Origin of the sequence: Desulfovibrio desulfuricans DSM 642, from assembly GCF_000420465.1 — a bacterium.
In the GTDB taxonomy this organism is placed as follows: Bacteria; Desulfobacterota; Desulfovibrionia; order Desulfovibrionales; family Desulfovibrionaceae; genus Desulfovibrio; species Desulfovibrio desulfuricans.
On record NZ_ATUZ01000017.1, the window covers coordinates 1 to 20,663 of the forward strand.

The window sequence follows — 20,663 nt, forward strand, 5'->3', positions numbered from 1 at the left end:
GTTGATAACGGGCCAGAATTTAGCGGTAACGCCCTGGATACCTGGGCTTTTGAACACGGCGTGCAGATAGAGTTCACTCGTCCAGGGAAGCCCACAGATAATGGACACATTGAAAGCTTTAACGGAAAATTCCGAGATGAGTGCTTAAATCAGAACGTGTTTCTGTCCCTGCACGATGCCCGCAGAACAGTCGAAGCCTGGCGGCAGGATTACAACCAGCGGCGACCGCACAGTTCCTTAGGCTGGCTGACACCGGAAGAATTTCGGGCAAAGAATATAACCTGCAACCCATTGGGAACCACTAACTTACAAGTGGTATACGCAGTGGGGTAAGGTCACTATAACAAAGAGTACGCACCAGATATCGTAGTATATGTGGAAAAAGCAAAGGGCAGAATGTGCATTAGCAAGGTAGAATACTCCCCTGGGCCTAATTTGCGTGCGCCTGTGTACTGATTCGTTGCGATTATTGGTTGCCGAGGCCTGTCATGTACTCCTTAGGTTGACATCAAATTAGTACAAAGCATAATCGGCTAGAGACATGGGCAAGCCAGCACAATCACCAGTAAAGAGTAAATTGCATGCAAGAATTCGCAGTTAGACGTGTTTGCCAGGATGATTTGGAGAGTATAGCTGAAATAGAGGCAGTGTGCTTTCCTGCGGCTGAAGCTGCATCACGCGAGTCCTTTAAACAGAGGATTGCGGCTTTTCCTGAGTTTTTTCTTGTGGCTGAAGTTGGCGGTAGATTGGTGGGGTATATTAACGGATGCGCTACCGATAGCCCCGTCATATTCGATGAACTCTTTTATAGCACGTCTCACCACAATAAGACTGGTGAAAACCTAACTGTTTTCGGGCTGGCTGTGATTCCAGAATTTCGGAAGCAAGGCATTGCCTCTCAGCTTATGAGGAATTTTGTGCAAACAGCTAAAAAGTTAGGCAAAAAGAAAGTTATACTGACGTGCAAAGAGCGACTGATTCGCTACTATGAATGCTTTGGTTATGTGAATGATGGAATTTCGAAATCAAGTCATGGCGGAGCGCAGTGGTTTGATATGACGCTTGGGCTTGATACGTAAAGTAAACTGTAAAAATTGCAGTGTGGAAAAAGTGGTTTGCTTCTTTTCCACGCCGCTTGCGGTTCTTTTAGAATTGCAAAAAACAAGCCCGGCTCTTGGCCGGGCTTGTTGCGTATATCTGCGGGTTAATCCCAGTGACGCTTGTCTTCGATGGGTCTGATCTGCGGGGGCAGGCTGCCGGGAGCCAGCACGCGCAGTTCGGGGCGCAGTTTGATCTTTTCGCGGAACTGGTGCAGCAGCTCTTCTTCACGCTTGAAGCCGCTGGTTTCCACAAACAGGGTCATTTCGTCGATGCCGCCGGGGTTGGTGACTTCGATCTGCCAACGCTTGATTTCTTCAAAGCGGCTCATGACCTGTTCAACCTGATGCGGGTACACAAACATGCCCATGATGCGGGCGGTGGTGTCCACGCGGCCCACAATGCTGCCGAGGCGCGGGCTGGTGCGGCCGCAGGCGCAGGGGCTGCGGTCAATGTACGAAAGGTCGCCCGTGGCAAGGCGGATGAGCGGGTAGGTCTTGTTGAAGGCCGTCACCACGATTTCGCCCACTTCGCCGTCCTTCAGCGGGATGCCCGTGTCAGGATGGCAGATTTCCACGTAGCAGCGGTTGGCAATGTGCAGGCCGGTTTTGTGGAAGCATTCGTAGCCGATGCAGCCCACGTCGGCGGTGCCGTAGCCCTGACGCATGACGAGGTCGTACTTCTTTTCCATCTGGGAGCGCATCTTTTCAGACAGGCGCTCGCCGGTGACAAAGGCCACTTCGAGGAAAAGATCCTTGCGCAGGTTGAGGCCTTTTTCTTCGGCTTTTTGCGCAAGGTGCATGAGAAAGCTGGGCGTGCCCACATAGCCGGAGACGCGCAGCTTCTGCATGATGTCGAGCTGGGTGGCGGCGTCTGTGGGGCCAGCGGGAATAACCGCGCAGCCCAGGTTGCGCAGCGGCTCTTCAAACATGAGGCCAGCGGGCGTCAACTGGTAGTTGAACGTGTTCTGCACGGCGTCGCCGGGGCGAAAGCCAACGGAATAGAAGGCTTCGGTGTAACCCCAGTAGTCTTCTCCACGGTCTTCGGGATCGAAGATGGGCCCAGGCGACAAAAAGATGCGCTTGAGCTCGCCGATATCCTTGGTCAGCAGACCGCCCAGGCGCGGCCCCATGGACTGAAGGAAGATAAGTTCTTTCTTCTTCAGGATGGGAATGTGCTTTATATCGGTAAGTGTTTTGAATTTCTCCACATTGAACTGCGCACGGTCGAAGCGTTTTTTAACGTCTTCTGAATAGCGGTATGCGTAGGAGAGCAAATCTTTGAGCTGAATAAGGCAGTACTGGCGACGCTCACTTTCGTCCAGTACTTCTCGGCGGCTGTATATGCCTTCTGTGCGGTCTTTACGGGTCATACCTACTCCATGGGGCGCGGTTGGTTTTGCAATTGGTGAACATAGACACTCCAATTGTAAAACGCAAGCATTTTTTTAAAAATTCAAATATAACAAATATTTATATGAATAAATTTTTTGCGGCATCGTGCGCCTTTTGCACGACCTTTCATTTTTGCAGTTGTGTTGCGCTGCCTGACGCATCGGTATCATTGCCATTTTTGTCGCTTGGGGCTGCCGCGCCAGCCAGATCAAGGCCGCGGGCGCGCAGACTGTCGTACACAGGCTCGGAGCGCAGGGCATTGGCGGTGAAAGCGGCAATATAGGCCGTGAGCACCACCGTGGGAATGTTATGGAACGATCCTGTCATTTCAAGCAGCAAAAATGAGCCAGTCAGCGGCGCGCGCACGGAACCGGCAAAAAGGCCTGTCATGCCGAGGGTCAGCACTGTGGCGGTCTGCTCCGGGCTGATAATTCCGGCTGATTGCAGGCCCGAGGCCATGCATGCCCCGCCAATGGAACCCATGAGCAGCACGGGCATCAGCAGGCCGCCGGAAACGCCGGAGGCAAAGCTTATCCATGAAAAGGCCATCTTTACCGCCAGCAGGCCGAAGAGGCCCAGCAAGGGCAGGGGCAGGCTCTCAAGCTGCAAGGTGCTGAAGCCAATGCCCACAAGCACCTGCGGGTAACAATAAAGCAGCACGCCAGCCAGCATGAAGGGCAGGAGCACGCGCAAGTGGCGGGGCATCAGAGGGCTGTGGTCGGCCCAATGGGTGAGGCGCAGCAGTATCAGGTTATAAAAAGCGCCCAGCACGCCCATGGCAATGCCGACAAAGGGGATGATCCACCACTGCGTCCAGTGGATGAAGGGCTGTTGCGCAAAGGGGAACACCAGGCCGAATCCAAGCAGAACCTGCACCACAAACCATGCGGCAAGGGCGCACACGCCCGTAAACAGCAGCATGGGGGCGCTGAGGATGGTTTTCATTTCTTCAAACGCAAAGAACATGCCCGCCAGAGGCGCACCAAAGGCGGCGGCAAGCCCTGCAACGCTGCCCCCCACAAGATAACGCGGCAGGCTTTGCCCGCTGCGCTCGCCCCACAGGTGCCCCACGCCAGCCCCCACGGCCGCGCCCATCATGATGGAAGGCCCTTCACGGCCCACAGACAGGCCGCCACTGAGGGAAACGAGGGTTCCGCCAAATTTGCACAGCAGCACGCGCAGCCAGTTCATGCGCATCTGCCCGCGCACCATCAGCTCCACCTGCGGAATGCCGCTGCCGCTCACAAGGGGTTCAAGGTGCAGGGCCAGCAGTGCCAGCAGAGCCAAGATCGCCAAACCGCCGAAAATCCAGGCAGCCACAACAGGGTCATAAAGGTCGTGCTGGCGTATGGTGTGCACAAGCGCGGCGTTGATGTGGTCGTAAGCAAGGCGAAAAAGGCCGATAACGGCACCGGTGACACCGCCGGTAACAAGGGCCTGCATGATGACGCGCCTGACGCCAATGTTGCGCAGTGCGTCGAGATCCCGCAATGTTGGGGGGATGGGGCTGTGAAAAGGCACGATAAATCCTTGATTTGATCTGTTGACGGGGGAAAGTATGGCCGGAAGAAAGCCACATTTCAAGCCGTTGTGCAAAATTCTTAAAAAAAAGCTTGCCAAAGTGAACGCAAGTAGATAGAAGACGTTTCCAGCCGCTGTGAAAGAGCAAACGCTCTGGAGGCAAGCCCTAATGGGCCGAGGTAGCTCAGTTGGTAGAGCAGGGGACTGAAAATCCCCGTGTCGGCAGTTCAATTCTGTCCCTCGGCACCATATAGATTTCAAGGACTTATGCATGATTTGCATGAGTCCTTTTTCTGTTTCTTGGCTGTTTCTCTCCCCCCGTTCTCCCCCCTTTGGGGTGCAGGACTGCACATAACCTGTGCTTGTCCCCCTTATGCCCATTCCTTCCTGCCATGCATTCGGGCGGGACGCTCGTAACTGCTTTTATTGCAAGGCGTTCGCCTTGCCGCGCTCGGTCTGCCCCTTCACGCTCTTGACAGAAAGAGTGATTGTGCGTCACTTTTTTGTAAGCGTGCCGTTCCCGTTATTCGTTGCGCATCCCGCCCCAGAACCATGCCCGTGATCTGTTCCACGCCCGCAACCAGTCCTTGCCCTGAATCCCGCGTAGCCCCTCTTGCAAGCGTCCATGCGCGTTAAGGCAGCCATGTTAAAAGCGATTTCCCAAAGTCATACATCCCGCCCTGCGGAGCAGAACGCGTCTTCCGGTCTTTTTGACCTGAGCAGCGAAGAGTGGCGGTGCGCGCTTGGTGCGGTAAATCACTTTGATGACTGCGCCGAGGTTTTTCTCGGGCAGTGGACAGTGCGCATGAAGGCTGCGGGCTACCTGTCCTTTACCACCGCCCGGCGGGAAGACTGCATGACCTCCTGCGACGGGTTGCTGGACGCGGTGAAAGGCCATGCCGAGCGCAATACGCCGCCTTCTTTCGAGACGTTACGCACCAATGCCGACGGATGGGCCGACGCGCTGAAAAGTTCGGGCCTGCGCCACCTGCGGCGGGGCATCACCAGCAGCATGTTTCTGGGCTGCTACAAAACCTTCACCCTGGCCGTGCAGGATGCCCTTGAGGCCCTGCCGCGCCTCGCGCCTGAGGTCACGGAGCGCGCAGCGGCCCTGGCCTCGCGGCTGGTGGAGGTTTACAGTCAGGCTTTTGAAATTGTGTGGATGGAAACCTGCATGCAGGCGACTCAATGCGCCCACACCTTTGATCAGGACGAGCTGTTCCGTCTGCTGACCGTGGAAAAGTGCCGTTTTGAAAATGTGTTCAACGCCACATCCGACGGCGTGCTGGTCATGAATTCCGCCTGTCGCATAGTCACCGCCAACCGCTCCTTGCGGCAGTACGCGGGCGAACATCTTGAAAACAAATACGTCTGGGATGCGCTTGGTCTGGAAGAAGCAGACGCCAAAGCATTTTTTGCCCGCTACAAGGTGGGGCAGACTGTCGAGATTTCGCCCTTCGGCAATGGCTTGGTGTTCCGGCTTTCCATGGCTTCGCTGGGCGACCTGAGCATGGCAAGCTCCGGCGACTTTTTGCTCCTGCTGACCAACATAACGCCGCACGTTCTGCACAGGGAAATGCTCGAAGATGCGGTGCAGCGGCAAACGCAGGATCTCCAGCAGGAAAAGCAGCGCCTTGAAGAGCTGAACATCACCCTGCGCAACGTGCTGCGACATGTTGAGGAAGAGCGCTGCCAGCAGAGCGATGCGCTGGCCGAAAACGTGCGCAGCTTCCTGTGGCCCGCCCTGGCGGAGCTGGGCAGGGAGCAGGATGCCGCAGCCCGCAAACAGGGAATCGAGCTTGCGCGTGAACAGCTTGAGCGCATCCTTGGCGGTACAGGCTCGGCGCAGGAGCAGATGGTTAAAGACAAGGGGCTGGGCAAGCTGACCCTCGCAGAACTTAAAATCTGCCAGTGGATCCAGACCGGGCGCACGACCAAGGAGGTTGCCGCCATCCTGCGCATTTCGCCGGAGACAGTGCAGACCCACCGCAGAAACATCCGCCGCAAGCTTGGCGTGCGCGGGCACGATACCCAGCTTGCCATGTACCTGATTACCAGTCAGGCCTGAGGCTCTGCCGGATTGCATCCGCAGCCCGGCGCTTCCTCACTTCGCCCCTTCGCTTTCCCCTTCCTACCCAGTTCCGGTTAATCGGGTATATCTGTATACCCGATCTCTCACCAAACATTCACTCTGGCGCACTGCACACAGAGCGGGCATTTTAATACCATATCAAAATGCTCGTGATGCCCCGCTTGAGGCATCCTGCCCGGAGGCTTGAATGTCCCCATCATTACCAGAAATGCAGGCCTTGGCTCAGGCCTTGCGCGACTTTTTCAGCAGCACGGATGCTGACGCGCTGGCTGCTGCGGCCACGCGTTTTGCGCCCGTTGAAACCCTACCCGGAACCCTTGACTGGCAGACGGAAGAATACGCCTTCAACCGGCTGTTTGTGGGGCCGCAGGCCGTGCCTGCGCCTCCCTACGCCTCGGTGTATCTGGAAGCGGAACCCCGGCTCATGGGTAATGCCGCAACGGATATGCGCGAAATACTGCAAGCCCTTGGCCTTGCCGCGCCGGAGGGCCAGCCGGACGACTTCATCGCCTGCGAGCTGGAAGCCTGGACTATGCTGACCTTGCTGTTGCGCCCCGAGTGCGGCGACCCCCTGCGCGCTCATGCCCGCGAGGCCCTTGCCTGGCTTGTGGATGAGCACATGGCGCGGTGGCTCCCCGCTTTTGTGGCAAGGGCGCGCAAGGCGGACGCGCCTACGCCCGCAATACAGGCGGCCCTGCGCTGTCTTGAATATTGGCTGTGTCATTGCACGCAAAGGAGTATGTATGCATAAATCTGATTGCTCAAAAGAACGGCGTGGCTTCCTTAAAGGGCTGCTGGCGACCGGGGCTGCGGGCGCGCTTGGCGGCGTTTCCGGTTCGCTGCTCCTGCCTGCGCGCAGCGAGGCAAAACCCTTTGACCCCTCGGCCTACCAGGTGTTTCGCAACGCCTGCCCCCGCAACTGCTACGATACATGCAGCATTAAGACCTACGTCAAGGACGGCATCGTGCAGTTTGTGGAGGGCGCGCCGGAATCCTCCTTCACACAGGGGGCCTTGTGCGTAAAGGGCTATTCCTATCCCCGGCGGGTCTACAGCCCTGACCGCATCAAGTATCCCATGATTCAGGAGGGCCGAGGTTCGGGCAACTGGCGCAGGATCAGCTGGGACGAAGCCATGGACCGGATTTCGGACAAGATTCTGGAGCTGAAAAAAAAGGACGGCAATCTGCTGGGGCTGGGTCTTACCAAATATTCCGGCAACTTCGGCATCACCAACTACGGTGTGGAAGGCATGATGTCTTCCCTCGGGTACACCAGCCGCTTTGTGGGTACGCCCTGCTGGCCTGCGGGTATTGACGCCCAAAACTATGACTTCGGCGACATGTGGTGCAATGACCCGGAAGACATGGTCAAGGCCAAGTACATCATCGTGTGGGGCGCAAATCCGGCGTGGTGTTCCATGCACACCATGAAGTACATCTACGAGGCCCGGCAGAAGGGCGCCAAGGTGGTGGTTATTGACCCCATCTTTACCCAGACTGCGGCCAAGGGCGATGTGTACTGGCAGGTGCGCGCCGGCGGCGATGGCGCGCTGGCGCTAGGTATGGCCCGCCATCTGCTGGATGCCGGACTTGTGGATCAGGATTTTGTCAAAAACCGGGCCGTGGGTTTTGACGAATTTGCGGCCTATCTGCGGGCCAACGTCACCGTGGAGTGGGCGGCGCAGGTTTCTGGCATACCCGCCCATGAAATCCGCGCGGTGACAGAAGAATTTGCCTCGGCCCATCCCGCGACCGTGTGGATTGGCTACGGTATGCAGCGCCACACCAACGGCGGGGCAATGGTGCGCGCCGTGGATGCCTTTGTGGCCATGACTGGCAACGTGGGTGTTGAGGGCGGCGGCGCTCGCTACGGGCATTTGCAAACCTGGGGGTTCAACTACCACGCCATGGCGCAGCAGCGCCCTGCAGGCTCCAGGGGTTTTGTGGGCGGCGGCGGTCCCAAGGGCGAATTTGACTTTGGCGGAGGTGAAAAGGCCGCCTACACCGACCGCTCCCTGAACATCAACAGGATTGCTCAGGAAATTCTGGATGCGAAAGACCCGGAGCTGAAAATGCTCTGGGTATCCTGTAAAAATCCCTTTGCGCAGGATTTTGACCGCAACAAGCTGGAACGGGCCTTCAAAAAGCTGGATATGGTTGTCTCCGTAGAGCAGTTCTTTACGGAAACCGTGCGCCATTCCGACATCGTGCTGCCAGTGACAACGCTTTTTGAGGAATGGACGATCAACGTATCATACTGGCACTACTGGCTTTCGCTCAACGAACAGGCCATCAAGCCCATGCACGAGGCGCGGTCGAACATTGAAATCGCGGCGGCCCTCTCCCGCGCCATGAACCGCAAGGAAGCCGGGTCGTGCACCTTCCCGCAGGAAGTGGACGGCAAGGAATGGATGGCAAAGGAATGCAACAAGGGCATTTACGATCTGTTTGGCATCCCCAGCTGGGAGGCGCTGCGTCAGGGGCCGGTCAAGGCCAAGCGCAAATCTTCTGCCGCATGGCCGGAGCGCACCTTCAAGACTCCCTCGGGCAAGTACGAGTTCAAGTCCGACCTCTGCGCCAAAAACGGCTTCAAGGCCCTGCCCGAATTTGTGGAAGGTCGCAAGGCCAACGGGCCGTTCCGGTTGCTGACTCCGCATGTGCAGTTTGGCCTGCACTCCCAGTTTATCAATCTGGACTGGATGGAAAACTTCTATCCCGAGCCATATGTCTACATCCACCCCAAGGCGGCGCAGGAGCGCGGCATCAGGGATATGGGCATGGTCAAGGTGTTCAACGGCATAGGCGAGGTGCGGCTGCGGGCGCGGCTCAGCACCAACGTTGCTGCAGATTGTCTGGTCATGTACGAGGCATGGTTCCGCAAACTCGACTTTAACGTGCAGAACCTTGTGGACGATTGCCCGTCAGACATGGGGGCCATGAAAACCGGTTCGCCGGGTGTTGCAATTCACGATCAGTTTGCAGACGTGATTGCGGTGAACGGAGGCTTGGCATGAGTAAAAGACGCGCGTTCTTGATGGATATGGATAAGTGCATTGGCTGCCGCTCTTGCGCCATGGCCTGCAAAAACTTCAACCAGCTCGAACCGGATATGGTCTGGCGACAGGTGTATCCGCTGGACGAGGCCATTTATCCGCATCACGACAGGGCCTTTCTTTCGCTGGCGTGCAACCATTGCGAGCATCCCGCCTGCATGGATGCCTGCCCAACGTCATCGTATGAAAAGCGGCCTGACGGCGTGGTCGTGCACCACAAGGAAACCTGCATCGGCTGCACCAACTGCATCCGCTCCTGCCCTTACGGCGCGCCGCGCTTCAACAAGGCGGAAAAACATGCGGAAAAATGCAGCATGTGCCATGAGCGCCTAGATGCCGGGCTGTTGCCCGCCTGCGTGCAGGGTTGCCCCACTGGCGCGCTGGAGCTTGTGGATCTGGAGCAGTTTGACGATACCAACGCCGTACAGAATCCGGCTGGCTATCCCGCCATGCCGCGCCTTAATCCTTCCACCCGGTTTATCCTGCCCAGGATGCCGCGTCAGGTCAGGGGGTAACGCCATGCATTATGAATTCCCTCTTGTCTTCTTTACGGTGCTTACCCAGCTTGCCGTGGGCATGGCCGTATTTGCGGCCTTTGGAATGCTGCGCCCGGCTGCCGGGGCCGTAACCTCGGCCCCCGGACAGGCCGCAGGAGCTAAGCCTCTTGGCGGCAAGGAATGGTATGTTGTGGCCGGGGCCGCCCTGCTTGGGCTGGCGGCTTCCATGCTGCATCTGGCCCAGCCCTGGCGCGCCGCAACGGCACTTACCAATATGGGCGGTTCCTGGCTCAGCAGGGAAGGGCTGGTATTCGGCCTGTTCGCCGCGCTGGCCTGCCTTTGCTGCTTCAAGCCTTCGCGCCTGCTGTGCGTACTCACTGCCGTGGCGGGGCTTGCGGGCATCATCATGCAGGGCATGACCTACGCCGTCATATCCATGCCTGCCATCAGCAACGGCGTGCCCATGCTGATCTTTGCCCTCACCAGCCTTTCGCTGGGCGCGGCCTTTGCGCAAAACCGGGTTGGGGTGCTGCGGGTGTTCCTGGGTATGCTCATGGCGGTGCTGCTGATTGTGCCCTGCGTGTGGGCCTCCGGCGGTACGATCATGCAGGCCACGGCCCAGGCATGGTTGGCTTCTCCCCTGTTCTGGGGCGGGCTGGCGCTGCTGGGCGCGGCCTTTGGGCTGACCTATGCTGCGCGGCAACGCGCCTGCGCGTTTGGCCTGCTGGTGCTCTGCGCCGTGCTGCTCAGCCGCATCGTCTTTTTCAAGGATACCATCCACACCGCAACAGGCCTTGGCTTGCCCTACTAACGGGCTGATGACGCCTTATGTGAACGGCCTGCCCGCTGCTGCGGGCAGGCCGTTTTTGCGTTGCCTTGCTTGTCAAAGCTGCGGTAACAGGTTGTACCGCGCCCGTCACGTAACATGCGTCTGCCCGTAACGCAGGCGTCACCCGCATGGGCGAGCGTTAGCCCATTGCAGAGCCCGCAGGCAGCCTTGTATGGTTTTGGGGAAGGCTGACCGATTTTCGGGGGCTTTCCACCATTGCATTCATGCAGGAGGTTCGGGTCATGGCCCAGTTTCGTTGGCACAATGCTGCTCGCGCGGCTTTTGTTCTTTGCGTCATGCTGTTCGGCTTTATGGGGGTTGCCCACGCAGGGCAGGCCAAGTACGTCATTCTGCTCATAGGCGACGGCATGGGCATGGCCCAGCGCAACGCGGCGGAGCTGTATCTGGCTGCGCAGAAGGGCGACACCACCCCCGGCATCGTCAAGCTCAACATGAGCCAGTTGCCCGTGCAGGGCGCAACCACCACATATTCCATTGATTCGCTCATTACGGATTCCGCCGCCGCTGGAACCGCCATGGCCTGTGGCGTCAAGACCACCAATCGCGGCCTTGGCGTGGACGGCAAGAACGTGCCCGTGGTTTCCATTGCCGAAATGGCGCGCGACAAGGGCATGAAGGTGGGCATCGTGTCCACCGTGTCGCTCGACCACGCCACCCCGGGCGCTTTTTACGCGCATCAGCCCAGCCGCAAAAATTATTACGAAATCGGCCTTGAACTGGCCGCGAGCCGCATGGATTATTTTGCTGGCGGCGGTTTTCTTGATCCTGCTGGCAAAAAATCCAAGATGGAAGGCGACAAGCGCAACGTGCTGGACGCCATCCGCGCCAATGGATTCCACTATGTGAACAGCGCGCAGGATTTTCGCTCGCTCAAGCCCGGCAAGGAACGTGTGGTGTTCGTCAATCCGCGCCTTCAGGACGAATCCGCCATGACCTACGCCATGGATGCCGCCAAGGACGATGTTTCGCTGGCCGAGATGTCGCGCAAGGGCTTTGAACTGCTGGATAATCCTAAAGGCTTTTTCATGATGATCGAAGGCGGCAAGGTTGACTGGGCCTGCCATGCCAACGATGCCGTAAGCTCCATTACTGATGTGCTGGCTTTTGACGCCGCTGTGGCCGAGGCCATGCAGTTCATGCGCAGCCACCCGGATGACACCCTGGTTATTGTTACGGGCGACCACGAAACTGGTGGCATGTCCATCGGTTTTGCGGGCACCAAGTACGATTCGTACCATACCCGCCTGAAAAACCAGAAGATATCCTACGTGGCCTTTGACGAAAAGTTCAACGCCTTCCGCAAGGCCAACCCGCAGGCAAAGCTGGAAGACGTGCTGCCTCTGGTGAAGGAAAACTTTGGCCTCGTGGTGCTTTCTGATGCGGAAGCCGCCGCCCTGCCCAAGGATGGCGACGCCGCAGGCATGGTGCTGAAACCCTACGAGGTGGACGAACTGCGCGCGGCCTTTGAGCGCAGCATGAAGGGCGGCGACCGCAAGAAGCTCTCGGATCAGGATTATCTGCTCTACGGCGAGTATGAGCCGTTCACTGTTACCCTTACCCATCTGCTCAACCAGAAGTCGGGCATTGCGTGGACAACGTATTCCCACACGGGCGTTCCGGTGCTGACCTCTGCCGGAGGCGTGGGCGCTGATCGCTTTGGCGGGTTTTACGACAATACAGACATCTTTGCCCGTATGGCTGAAATCATGGGGATGAAAAAATCCTCCGCCGCAGTCAGCCCTGCCGTAAATACCGTTGTCAGCCCGGCAGTCAGCCTGGCGACAGCCGCTAACTAACGAAGGCTTGGCGCAAGCCTGGCGTAATGTTGCAGGCCGGGCGGCGGGCTATATGCCTGCTGTCCGGCCTGCTTTTATGGCGTAAAAAAGCAAAGGCATGAGTGCAACGCAGGAGTCATCATGGCGCAGCAGGGTGAAGAAAACAAATTGTCGGGCAGCCCAGCGGCTGTGATCGGAGCAGATCAGGCGCTTCCGCAAATACAGGCTCAATCGTTGGCCCCGATGCCGATTGGGGCCGCCGCAGGGCATATGCCCTTACGCTCCACCCGGCGCGATGCCCTGCTGTGCGTGGTGCTGGGGCTGGCCTGTCTTGTGCTGTATCTGCTGCCCACTGGTTTTGAAAACCGCCTGCCGGATAATGCGGTGCGCTGCCGTGCAACGGTGCTGAGCGTGGACAACGAGCGGGTGCACCAGTACGGCATTGTGCGCATGGGTACGCAATATGTGACCATGCGCGCCATCGATGGCCCCTATGCAGGGCAGACATGGCAGGCGGGCAATGATCTGGTGGGCAAGATGGAGCTGGATAAAGTATTCGCGCCCGGCGACACAGCCCTGATGGTGCTTACCCTGCGCGATGGCAAGGTGGCCGATGCCGTGGCGCAGGATCACTACCGGCTGCACACGCAGGCCGTGGCCTTTGGCATATTTGCCCTGTTGCTGCTGGCCTTTGCCGGGGCCACTGGCCTCAAGGCGCTGCTCTCCTTTGTGTTTTCTGCCCTGATGATCTGGAAGGCGCTGGTTCCGGCCCTGCTGCGCGATGTAGACCCCATACTGCTGGGGCTGGGTGTCACCACTGCCATAACCGCCGCCACCATCCTGCTTGTGGGCGGCATGAACCGGCGCGGGCTGGCTGCCTGGCTTGGCTCCCTGCTGGGAATTGCCGCCACCTGTGCGCTTGCGCTGGCTTTTGCAGGGCCGTTCCAACTGCACGGGGCCGTGCGCCCCTATGCGGAAACCGTGCTCTATTCCGGCTATCCGCATCTGAACATGACGCGCATCTTTCTTGCCAGCATATTCATGGCTTCTTCTGGCGCGCTGATGGATCTTGCCATGGATGTGGCTGCCAGCATGGCCGAGCTGGCGGCGCAGAATCCCGGCATTTCGCGCCGTGCGGCGCTGGCCTCGGGTCTTCGCGTGGGCCGCGCCGTTGTGGGCACCATGACCACAACCTTGCTGCTGGCCTATTCCGGCGGTTACATTGCCACGTTGATGCTGTTCATGGCGCAGGGCATCCCGCTGGAAAACGCCCTCAACCTGCCCTTTGTTTCTGCTGAAATAATGAACACACTGGTGGGCAGTATCGGGCTTGTGACGGTTGCGCCCTTTACAGCGCTCACAGGCACATGGCTGCTCATACGGCCCGGGCATGCAAACAGCGCCAGCGCCGGGGCCTGAGGCATCGGGCCAGCGCAGCAAACGTAGCGCATCAGAGGCCGCTTGTTTGATGCAGTGTATGGGAAACAGTACAGAGGGGCAGTGCGAAGGGCGAGGAGGCGGGTTCCTACAAATCGACCGTTTGCCGGGGGACGTCCCCACCGGATTTGCGGCACCAGCGCATGGCAACTTCTGCCAGAGTCGTGGGGTCGATGGGCTTGGAAATGTGGTCGTTCATGCCAGCCTTGAGGCATTTTTCCCTGTCGCCCACCATGCCGTGGGCTGTGAGGGCAATGATGGGCAAATGGCGGAACCCTGGTGTGGCGCGTACCATGCGTGTTGCCTCAAATCCGTCCATTTCGGGCATCTGTATGTCCATGAATACGGCTGCGTATGCGCCTTTGCAAATCATATCCAAGGCGATGCGACCATTATCGGCGATATCCACCACAAGACCCATGCCTTCCAGCAGCTCCTTGGCGACAATCTGGTTGATTTCATTATCTTCAGCCAAAAGCACACGCTGGCCTTCCAGCCCCTCTATAAACCTTGGCAACTCGTTGCCGGCCAGCAGGTTGTCCGCTGTCGACTGGTTGCTGCGCGTGGCCTCCTGAATGGCGCGCAGCAGCGTTGTTCTGCAAACAGGTTTGCAGAGGACATGATTGATGCCCAGGGCGGTTGCCTGCGCATGGAGTTTGCCTAGATTGTGAACCCCGGCCAGGATAATGACGGGCATGTTCTGCAATTTTTTTAGCCGGACTGCCGCTTTCAGATTGATTTTTTCAGACTGGTTGCAATCGATCAGCGCGACTTCGTAGGCCATGTCTGCCTTGGCGGCTTTTGCGGCAACGCGCGCACCCTGAGTGCAGTCTGCTGCCTCGCCGTATTGCAGCCCAAGGCCTGCGAGGGTTTGCCCCAGTTTCTCCCCCTGGGCGCTGTTGCTGTTGACCACAAGGGCGCGCAGGCCAGAGAGCGCCTGCACCTCCGGCAGTGAGGCAAGGCCAGCCGGGGGCAGCTCAAAAGATGCGGTAAAGAGAAATGTGCTGCCCTGATCGGGCGTGCTTTCGACAGTGATAGTGCCCCCCATCATTTCCACAAGCCTTTTGGAAATGGAAAGCCCCAGACCTGTGCCGCCGAATCGCCGTGTTGTGGACATATCGGCCTGCGAAAATGCGTGGAACAGCTTTTGTTTCTGCTCTTCCGACATGCCGACGCCAGTGTCGCGGATGCTGAAAAGCAGGGTTATTTTGTTGCCCACGGCTTCACACCGCTGCACCCGCACGCAAACCTCGCCCTGATCGGTAAACTTGATGGCGTTGCCCACAAGGTTGATAAGCACCTGCCCCAGCCGCAGAGGGTCGCCCATGAGGATGAAGGGAACGTCCGGCTCCACGTCAATCAGCAGTTCGACCTTGCTTTCGGCCAGTTTGACAATGTCGAGGCTTGCCAGCCCTTGCAGCACTTCGTCCAGCTCAAAGTCCACATTCTCAATATCCATGCGGCCCGCTTCAATCTTTGAAAAATCCAGAATGTCATTGATGATGCGCAGCAGTGATTTGGCGGAATCCTTGATGCTGGAGACGTAGCTGTGCTGTTTGCCTGTGAGTTTGGTTTGCAGGGCAAGGTAGGCCATGCCGATAACGGCGTTCATGGGGGTGCGGATTTCGTGGCTCATGTTCGCCAGAAATTCGCTCTTGGCGCGGTTGGCTTCTTCCGCGGCCCGTGCTGCCTTTTGCATGGCCCGCTGGCTTTTTACAAGCTCTGTAACATCGCGGCAGTCTTCAATGACCCCCAGCAGTTCCCCTTCGGGCGAAAGAAAGGGCGTAGCCACAATATCGCAGTAAATCTCATCGCCGTTCTTGCGGCGGCGCATGGTTGTTTCTTCCGCTCTTGGGGCACCGTTCAGCACGCGGGTTACAGCGCAGGTGGCGCATTTTTCGGGGGTGCGCGTGTAGTCCGAGCAGCGGTGCCCAATGACTTCTTCGCGGTTGAAGCCATGCAGTTTCAAAAAGGCATCGTTGGCCTGCAAGACAACCCGGTTGGTGTCCAGCACGCGCATGGCGCTGCCTGCGGCGTTGAATATCTGGGACATTTCCGTTTGCGTGCGCAGGGCCTGCCGTTCGGCCTTGCGCCTTTCGGTAATATCTGTTGCCGTAATGACAATGCCAAATATGTTGCCGTTGTCGTCCTTGAGGGGAACCTTGCAGGTGTCAAGATCTCGCAGGTCGCCGTTGGCATTGCGGTAGGATTCTTCACTGGTAAGCGGCTCCCCGGTTTTCAGAACTTCTGCATCAGCAAGTGTTGCGGAAGCGGCAATTTCCTGAGGCAGGTTGTCTTCGTTCTGTTTGCCGATCATGGCCGCTGCCGGGCGGCCTATAAATCGTTCAAACTGGCGGTTGACCAGTACATATCTGCCAGCCGTGTCGATCAGCATGACCATGCTTGGCTGGTTGTCCATAACCGTTTTAAGCTGCCGCTCCCGTTGGCGCAGGGCGCTTAACGCGATCTGGGTGGCCTGGCTTTCGCGCGCGAGCCTGTGGTTGGCAATCAGTATTACGCACAAAAAACTGCCAACAAGCAGCGCAACCACGCCGCCCACCTGCTTGATGCGTTCCCAGTCGATATTCTTTTCAAGCCGCAGGCTGCCCCAGCGTTGGGCCATTTCCAGCAGGTTGGTGTAGGGGATGCTCTCGTAGGCTTTCTCAAAAATTCTGGGAAGTTCTGGCCAGTCAGAGCGAAAGGCAATTTGCGCAGCATAGCGCAGATCGGGCAGCCGGGTATGCCTGAGGTCGTTGCGCTCGCCATTGGTCAGAAAAAAACTGACGGATACAGAAAGGCCCACCACAGCATCGTAGCGCCCTGACAGCAGCCCATTAAGGGCATCGTCCATGACCTGCAAGGGAACCACAATGGCGCTGGGCACGAGTTTTTCCAACTGGATTGCTACGCCGGGGTATGCCAGCACGGCTATGGTCTTTTTTGCCAGATCGCGGGGGCTGGTAACGGAAAAACCCGCATTGGCCCTGGTAACCACATCTAGCGGCAGATAGAACAACAGGCTGTGCTGGTGCGTATTTTCGTGCGCTGGCGGCAGTTTTTCGCTGAAAGGCACCACGTCTATCTGCTGGGTTGCCAGATCTGTGCTCAGGTTTCGGGTAGAAGCTTCGGGATGGGGGACAATTTCCACGCCAAGAATCCCTGCGACAGCCCGCAAAATATCAGCGCTGATGCCGTCAAACTGCCCCTGTTTATTGGTAAAGGCGAGCGGTGCGCCATCTTTAAGAAAACCAACGCGCCAGCGCGAATGCGTTTCGAGCCACTGGCGTTCATGCGTGCTGAGGTTCAGGGGGCGGCGCACCCGGTTTGTTTCGCGCATGGCGGGAACGCGCACCCAGTATTCCTCAAGGGCAATGAGTTCCGCACGGGGAATCTGGGCCATGCCCTGTTCTACAAGTTCCAGCGTGCCCATATCGCCTTTGCGCACGCCAGGGCGGAGCGTGTCTTCCAGCAGCGGGAAAGGCTCGGTGGAAAATTTTTCGTTGAGTCCCAGGCGGTCGATGGCACTGACAAGCGGCAAGAGCGGTCCGGCAACGCCTTGAGCCAGACCGCCGCCCACAGCCATGATCATGTCCTTGAAGGATGCCAGCGACAAAAGCCGCAGTGTGGGGTAGCGGGTGCGCAGATGCGTTTCAATGATGGTGCCCTTGAGGGTGGCGATAACCGGTGCCGGAGTGCTGTCCAGATCAGCGTTGGCGCCCGAAGCCATAATGATCACGCCGCGCGAGGGAAAGAGCGCTGGGCCGAAATCCAGCATCAGGGAGCGGGTGGCGGAGCGAAAAAGTCCGCCATGGATTTGCGATTGACCGGAGCGGACATCGGTTAGCAGGTCAGGCCATTCCCCCATGCGAAATTTGACATCTCGCCCGACTTTCTCGCCCCACAGTCGCCAGATATCCACAAGCAGGCCAGATGGCTCACCAAACATGGAGACAAAGGAATAAGGCTCGTTTTCGCGGGGAAGGGAAACAATGATCGGGTCTTGGCTGTCGGCGGCCAGAGCGCGGGAAGGAACTGCGGCGGTCGTAATGGATGCGATCGCCATAAAAAGCAAAATTCCAGCAATAAAGCCGCGCATAGAATTCCTGGGCCGTTGGAGTTGTGTGTCTGTCAGGCTTGCCAGCAGTTTCAAAATATTTATTTCAAAAAATGCAGCATCGCTGGTTGGAAAATTTTCTCCTAGTTTAATGCAGTGAAAGTGAAGGTGTGTCAATGGCTTGCCCGGCCTCAGCGCAAGGAAGGGCCGGGAAAGCCATTATGTGTTACATTATTTATTTCTGTGTTTTCATTTCGTGAATGAGGTTTTGCAGTACTTTTGACTGCTGCGCAAGTTCAGACACGGCACTTGATGCCTGTTCCATTGCCTGTGCTGTTTCAGCAGAAATTGCAGAAACCTGTTCAACAGACTTGTTAATTTCTTCGCTTGCGGCAGATTGCTGCTCACTTGCAGTCGCAATTGACTGTACCTGGTCATTAACCTGTTCAACGAGGTTGAATATCTGGCTCAAGGCTTCGCCGGAACGTACAGAAAGGTCTGTAGCGCTTTCGATGGTTACGGCAGCCTTGTCCACGTTGGCAATGTTTTTGCGGGTGCCTTCCTGAATGTCGCGGATGGCCTGTCCCACTTCCTGCGTGGCGGCCATGGTCTTTTCCGCCAGTTTGCGCACTTCATCGGCCACTACCGCAAATCCGCGTCCGGCATCGCCAGCGCGGGCGGCCTCGATGGCGGCGTTAAGGGCCAGCAGGTTGGTCTGATCGGCAATGTCGGCAATCACGTTCATGATCTGCCCAATGCCTTCGGCCTGCTTGCCAAGGGCGTTCATGTCTTCCTTGATGGCCAGCGACTGATCCCGGACAGTTTCAATGCCCTTGACCGCATCGCTGACAATATTGGAGCCCTCAAGGGCTTTTTGTTTGGTCTGGGTGGAGGCATCCGCTGCCTGCTGTGCGTTGCGGGCCACCTCAAGCACGGTGGCATTCATTTCTTCCATGGCTGTGGCGGTTTCGCGCACACGGCCAGACTGCTCGTCCGCGCCACGGCTCGACTGCTCAATCTGGGATGAAAGCTGCTGCGAGGCAGCAGTGACGATTTCCACCACGCCCTCAAGCTGCCCGGCAGCGTGCAACATGCCTTCGGCCTTGGCACGCTCTGCCTGGGCCTTGGCGGCGTGGGCCTCCTGCATGGCGGCCTGCGCTTCCTGCATGGCTTTTTGAGCTTCCTCGCCCTTGGAGTGCGCCTCCGCGATCATTGCTTGCAGATTGGCGACCATTGTGCGCAGAGAGCTGGCCAGTACGCCGATTTCGTCCTGCTGGTTCACCACCAGTTCCCCGCTGAAATCGCCAGCGGCCACGCCTTCGGCGTAGTCCTTGGCCCTGATGAGCGGCCGCGTAAGCGAACCCGCAAAGAACCACAGGCAGATTATGCCCAACAGGGCCACGCCTGCGCCGACCATGATCTGATTGAAAGCGTCGTTTTTGGCGCGCTCTGCAAGCTGCGCCTCAAGGGCTGCGGCCTCGGCCAGCACAACCCCTCTGGGCAGCCTGACAAGCACGGACCAGAACTTGCCGGAGCGGCCAAGTTTCACCGGGGCGTAGGCCACAATGGACTTGCCGTCCACACTTAGCCCGGCATAGGCCTTGCCGTCACGCACGTTGGGCATGACCTTGTCTGCATTGGGCAGGCCGTTGCTCAATGCTTTGCCCACCATTGAGGCGTCGCCGCTGTTGGCAACTACCAGACCATCATAGCTGACAATAAATACCTCGCCAGCACCGCCGTAGATTTTGGCGTCAACGTCTTCTGCCATCTTCTGCAAGAAGGTGAGGCGAAGGTCTGTGCCGGAAACGCCAAGAAACTTGTTGTTTTCCTTGACGGGCACAGAGATTGTGGTCAGCCACTCTGTTTTGCCCTGCACGATGTAGGGGAAGGGGTCAAGCACGCTTTCCTTGCCGGTTTCCCTGGGGCCAAGATACCAGCCGCCCTTGCGCACGCCGTTGGCGTGCTTGGCATCGCTTTCATACTCCACCAGGGCCTGACGGTTGATCTTGCCCGTTTCATCGCGGTTCCAGTACGTAATAAAGCGGCCTGAGGCATCGTGGGCTTCTGTATTGGCGTACAGGGCGTCCATGCCGTCAAGGGCGTTTGGTTCCCATGCGGAATATGAACCCAGATATGTGGGGTTGTTATCAAGGTTGGCGCGCAGAATTTTGACAAAAAGATCGCGCAGGTGCTCGCTGCCGATATTGGCGCGCAACACCTCGAATATCTTTCCTGTTGTGCGGGCGGTGTCAATGTTGTCCTGAAGGGCAGTTTCCACAACGGAGGCCCTGTCTGAAACCAGTGATTCAAGTGATGAAATGGCGCTTTTTTCCAAAAGCTGCGAAACGCGGTTGGAAACAAACTCCTTGGTGTTGCTGGTGGAGTACAGCCCGAAAGCCATCAGTATGGCAGCCGTGGCAATCAGCCCAAGACCCGCAGCCAGCGCAATTTTTTGCTTGATAGAACGCATAAGTCCTTGCCCCCCCTGAGATTGGCACCGAAAGATCGGCACAGGATTGAACCTCTATGCTATGAACAAAATTATTATTTATTGAGCGTTCAACCAATAGAAATTGGTATTCAACTAACTTATCGGCTGATTATGTAATAAGATTAGGGCGAAGAATATGGCTTGTAAAGAATGTAATTGGTTGGAGCTGGTTGTAAGGGTGTGTAAAAAAAATTAACGAAATCGTATTTGTAATTAAAGTGTTTAAGAAAAATGAATTAATTGAAGTTTTGTTTGTAGTAAATGTAAATTTGAGAATTTGAAAAAATATTGTGAATGTAGAATCTGTATAGTAGCGGCATAATATCTAACGGCAAAGTGGAGTTTAACAATTGGGAATTGTACTATTGTGGCCTATGATACGTTTTTGTGTCGTACCA

General features: G+C 57.3%; 13 protein-coding genes and 1 tRNA gene. 10 read left to right on the forward strand and 4 right to left on the reverse strand.

Annotated features, from left to right (window positions below; genetic code table 11):
* Both G449_RS17095 and G449_RS0112560 read left to right on the forward strand, forming a co-directional pair.
* The coding region (locus tag G449_RS17095; protein WP_022659668.1) for an integrase core domain-containing protein at positions 1 to 333 on the forward strand (333 nt) is incomplete at its 5' end.
* A gap of 248 nt (positions 334 to 581) precedes the next feature.
* Positions 582 to 1,079: a GNAT family N-acetyltransferase gene (locus tag G449_RS0112560; RefSeq protein WP_022659669.1), complete on the forward strand. Its 498-nt coding sequence runs from the start codon at positions 582 to 584 to the stop codon at positions 1,077 to 1,079.
* Positions 1,080 to 1,204: 125 nt separating this feature from the next.
* Here G449_RS0112560 and G449_RS0112565 read toward each other — a convergent pair whose 3' ends face one another.
* Both G449_RS0112565 and G449_RS17100 read right to left on the reverse strand, forming a co-directional pair.
* Complete coding sequence (locus G449_RS0112565; RefSeq protein WP_022659670.1) at positions 1,205 to 2,470, reverse strand: phenylacetate--CoA ligase family protein; 1,266 nt, start codon at positions 2,468 to 2,470, stop codon at positions 1,205 to 1,207.
* 148 nt (positions 2,471 to 2,618) lie between these two features.
* Positions 2,619 to 4,013: a chloride channel protein gene (locus G449_RS17100; RefSeq protein WP_081640565.1), complete on the reverse strand. Its 1,395-nt coding sequence runs from the start codon at positions 4,011 to 4,013 to the stop codon at positions 2,619 to 2,621.
* A gap of 173 nt (positions 4,014 to 4,186) precedes the next feature.
* Here G449_RS17100 and G449_RS0112575 point away from each other — a divergent pair.
* From G449_RS0112575 to G449_RS17120, 8 genes are all read left to right on the forward strand, one after another.
* Positions 4,187 to 4,262 (forward strand) — tRNA-Phe (locus G449_RS0112575).
* A 394-nt stretch (positions 4,263 to 4,656) separates the two neighbouring features.
* Positions 4,657 to 6,081 (forward strand): LuxR C-terminal-related transcriptional regulator, encoded by a 1,425-nt coding sequence (locus G449_RS17870; RefSeq protein ID WP_022659672.1) that lies wholly within the window; start codon positions 4,657 to 4,659, stop codon positions 6,079 to 6,081.
* A gap of 211 nt (positions 6,082 to 6,292) precedes the next feature.
* Complete coding sequence (locus G449_RS17875; protein WP_022659673.1) at positions 6,293 to 6,856, forward strand: TorD/DmsD family molecular chaperone; 564 nt, start codon at positions 6,293 to 6,295, stop codon at positions 6,854 to 6,856.
* Positions 6,849 to 9,119, forward strand: coding sequence for a molybdopterin-dependent oxidoreductase (locus G449_RS0112590; protein ID WP_022659674.1), 2,271 nt, complete (start codon positions 6,849 to 6,851; stop codon positions 9,117 to 9,119). Before G449_RS17875 ends, G449_RS0112590 begins: the two co-directional genes overlap by 8 nt.
* Positions 9,116 to 9,673 carry a 4Fe-4S dicluster domain-containing protein gene (locus G449_RS0112595; protein WP_022659675.1) on the forward strand — a complete coding sequence of 186 codons (558 nt, stop codon included), beginning with the start codon at positions 9,116 to 9,118 and terminating at the stop codon, positions 9,671 to 9,673. Before G449_RS0112590 ends, G449_RS0112595 begins: the two co-directional genes overlap by 4 nt.
* 4 nt (positions 9,674 to 9,677) lie before the next feature.
* Positions 9,678 to 10,466, forward strand: coding sequence for a DmsC/YnfH family molybdoenzyme membrane anchor subunit (locus G449_RS0112600; protein WP_022659676.1), 789 nt, complete (start codon positions 9,678 to 9,680; stop codon positions 10,464 to 10,466).
* 260 nt (positions 10,467 to 10,726) lie between these two features.
* On the forward strand, positions 10,727 to 12,301 hold the full coding sequence (locus tag G449_RS17115) for an alkaline phosphatase (RefSeq protein WP_022659677.1): 1,575 nt from the start codon (positions 10,727 to 10,729) through the stop codon (positions 12,299 to 12,301).
* A 249-nt stretch (positions 12,302 to 12,550) separates the two neighbouring features.
* Positions 12,551 to 13,699: a YibE/F family protein gene (locus G449_RS17120; protein WP_034605728.1), complete on the forward strand. Its 1,149-nt coding sequence runs from the start codon at positions 12,551 to 12,553 to the stop codon at positions 13,697 to 13,699.
* 106 nt (positions 13,700 to 13,805) lie between these two features.
* On the opposite strand, the gene G449_RS17880 is transcribed toward G449_RS17120, so the two are convergent.
* The gene (locus G449_RS17880) at positions 13,806 to 17,813 is read right to left on the reverse strand and encodes a PAS domain-containing protein (protein WP_022659679.1); all 4,008 of its coding nucleotides are present in this window, start codon (positions 17,811 to 17,813) and stop codon (positions 13,806 to 13,808) included.
* Positions 17,814 to 18,006: 193 nt separating this feature from the next.
* The gene (locus G449_RS0112620) at positions 18,007 to 20,244 is read right to left on the reverse strand and encodes a methyl-accepting chemotaxis protein (RefSeq protein WP_022659680.1); all 2,238 of its coding nucleotides are present in this window, start codon (positions 20,242 to 20,244) and stop codon (positions 18,007 to 18,009) included.
* Positions 20,245 to 20,663: the final 419 nt, after the last annotated feature.

Excerpts from the sequence above, each read along its gene's own strand:
- G449_RS0112565 (WP_022659670.1), bottom strand. The coding sequence starts at position 2,470 with ATGACCCGTAAAGACCGCACAGAAGGCATATACAGCCGCCGAGAAGTA.
- G449_RS17120 (WP_034605728.1), top strand. The coding sequence starts at position 12,551 with ATGCCCTTACGCTCCACCCGGCGCGATGCCCTGCTGTGCGTGGTGCTG.
- G449_RS0112590 (WP_022659674.1), top strand. The coding sequence starts at position 6,849 with ATGCATAAATCTGATTGCTCAAAAGAACGGCGTGGCTTCCTTAAAGGG.
- G449_RS0112600 (WP_022659676.1), top strand. The coding sequence starts at position 9,678 with ATGCATTATGAATTCCCTCTTGTCTTCTTTACGGTGCTTACCCAGCTT.
- G449_RS0112595 (WP_022659675.1), top strand. The coding sequence starts at position 9,116 with ATGAGTAAAAGACGCGCGTTCTTGATGGATATGGATAAGTGCATTGGC.
- G449_RS17115 (WP_022659677.1), top strand. The coding sequence starts at position 10,727 with ATGGCCCAGTTTCGTTGGCACAATGCTGCTCGCGCGGCTTTTGTTCTT.
- G449_RS0112620 (WP_022659680.1), bottom strand. The coding sequence starts at position 20,244 with ATGCGTTCTATCAAGCAAAAAATTGCGCTGGCTGCGGGTCTTGGGCTG.
- G449_RS0112560 (WP_022659669.1), top strand. The coding sequence starts at position 582 with ATGCAAGAATTCGCAGTTAGACGTGTTTGCCAGGATGATTTGGAGAGT.
- G449_RS17880 (WP_022659679.1), bottom strand. The coding sequence starts at position 17,813 with ATGCGCGGCTTTATTGCTGGAATTTTGCTTTTTATGGCGATCGCATCC.
- G449_RS17870 (WP_022659672.1), top strand. The coding sequence starts at position 4,657 with ATGTTAAAAGCGATTTCCCAAAGTCATACATCCCGCCCTGCGGAGCAG.
- G449_RS17875 (WP_022659673.1), top strand. The coding sequence starts at position 6,293 with ATGTCCCCATCATTACCAGAAATGCAGGCCTTGGCTCAGGCCTTGCGC.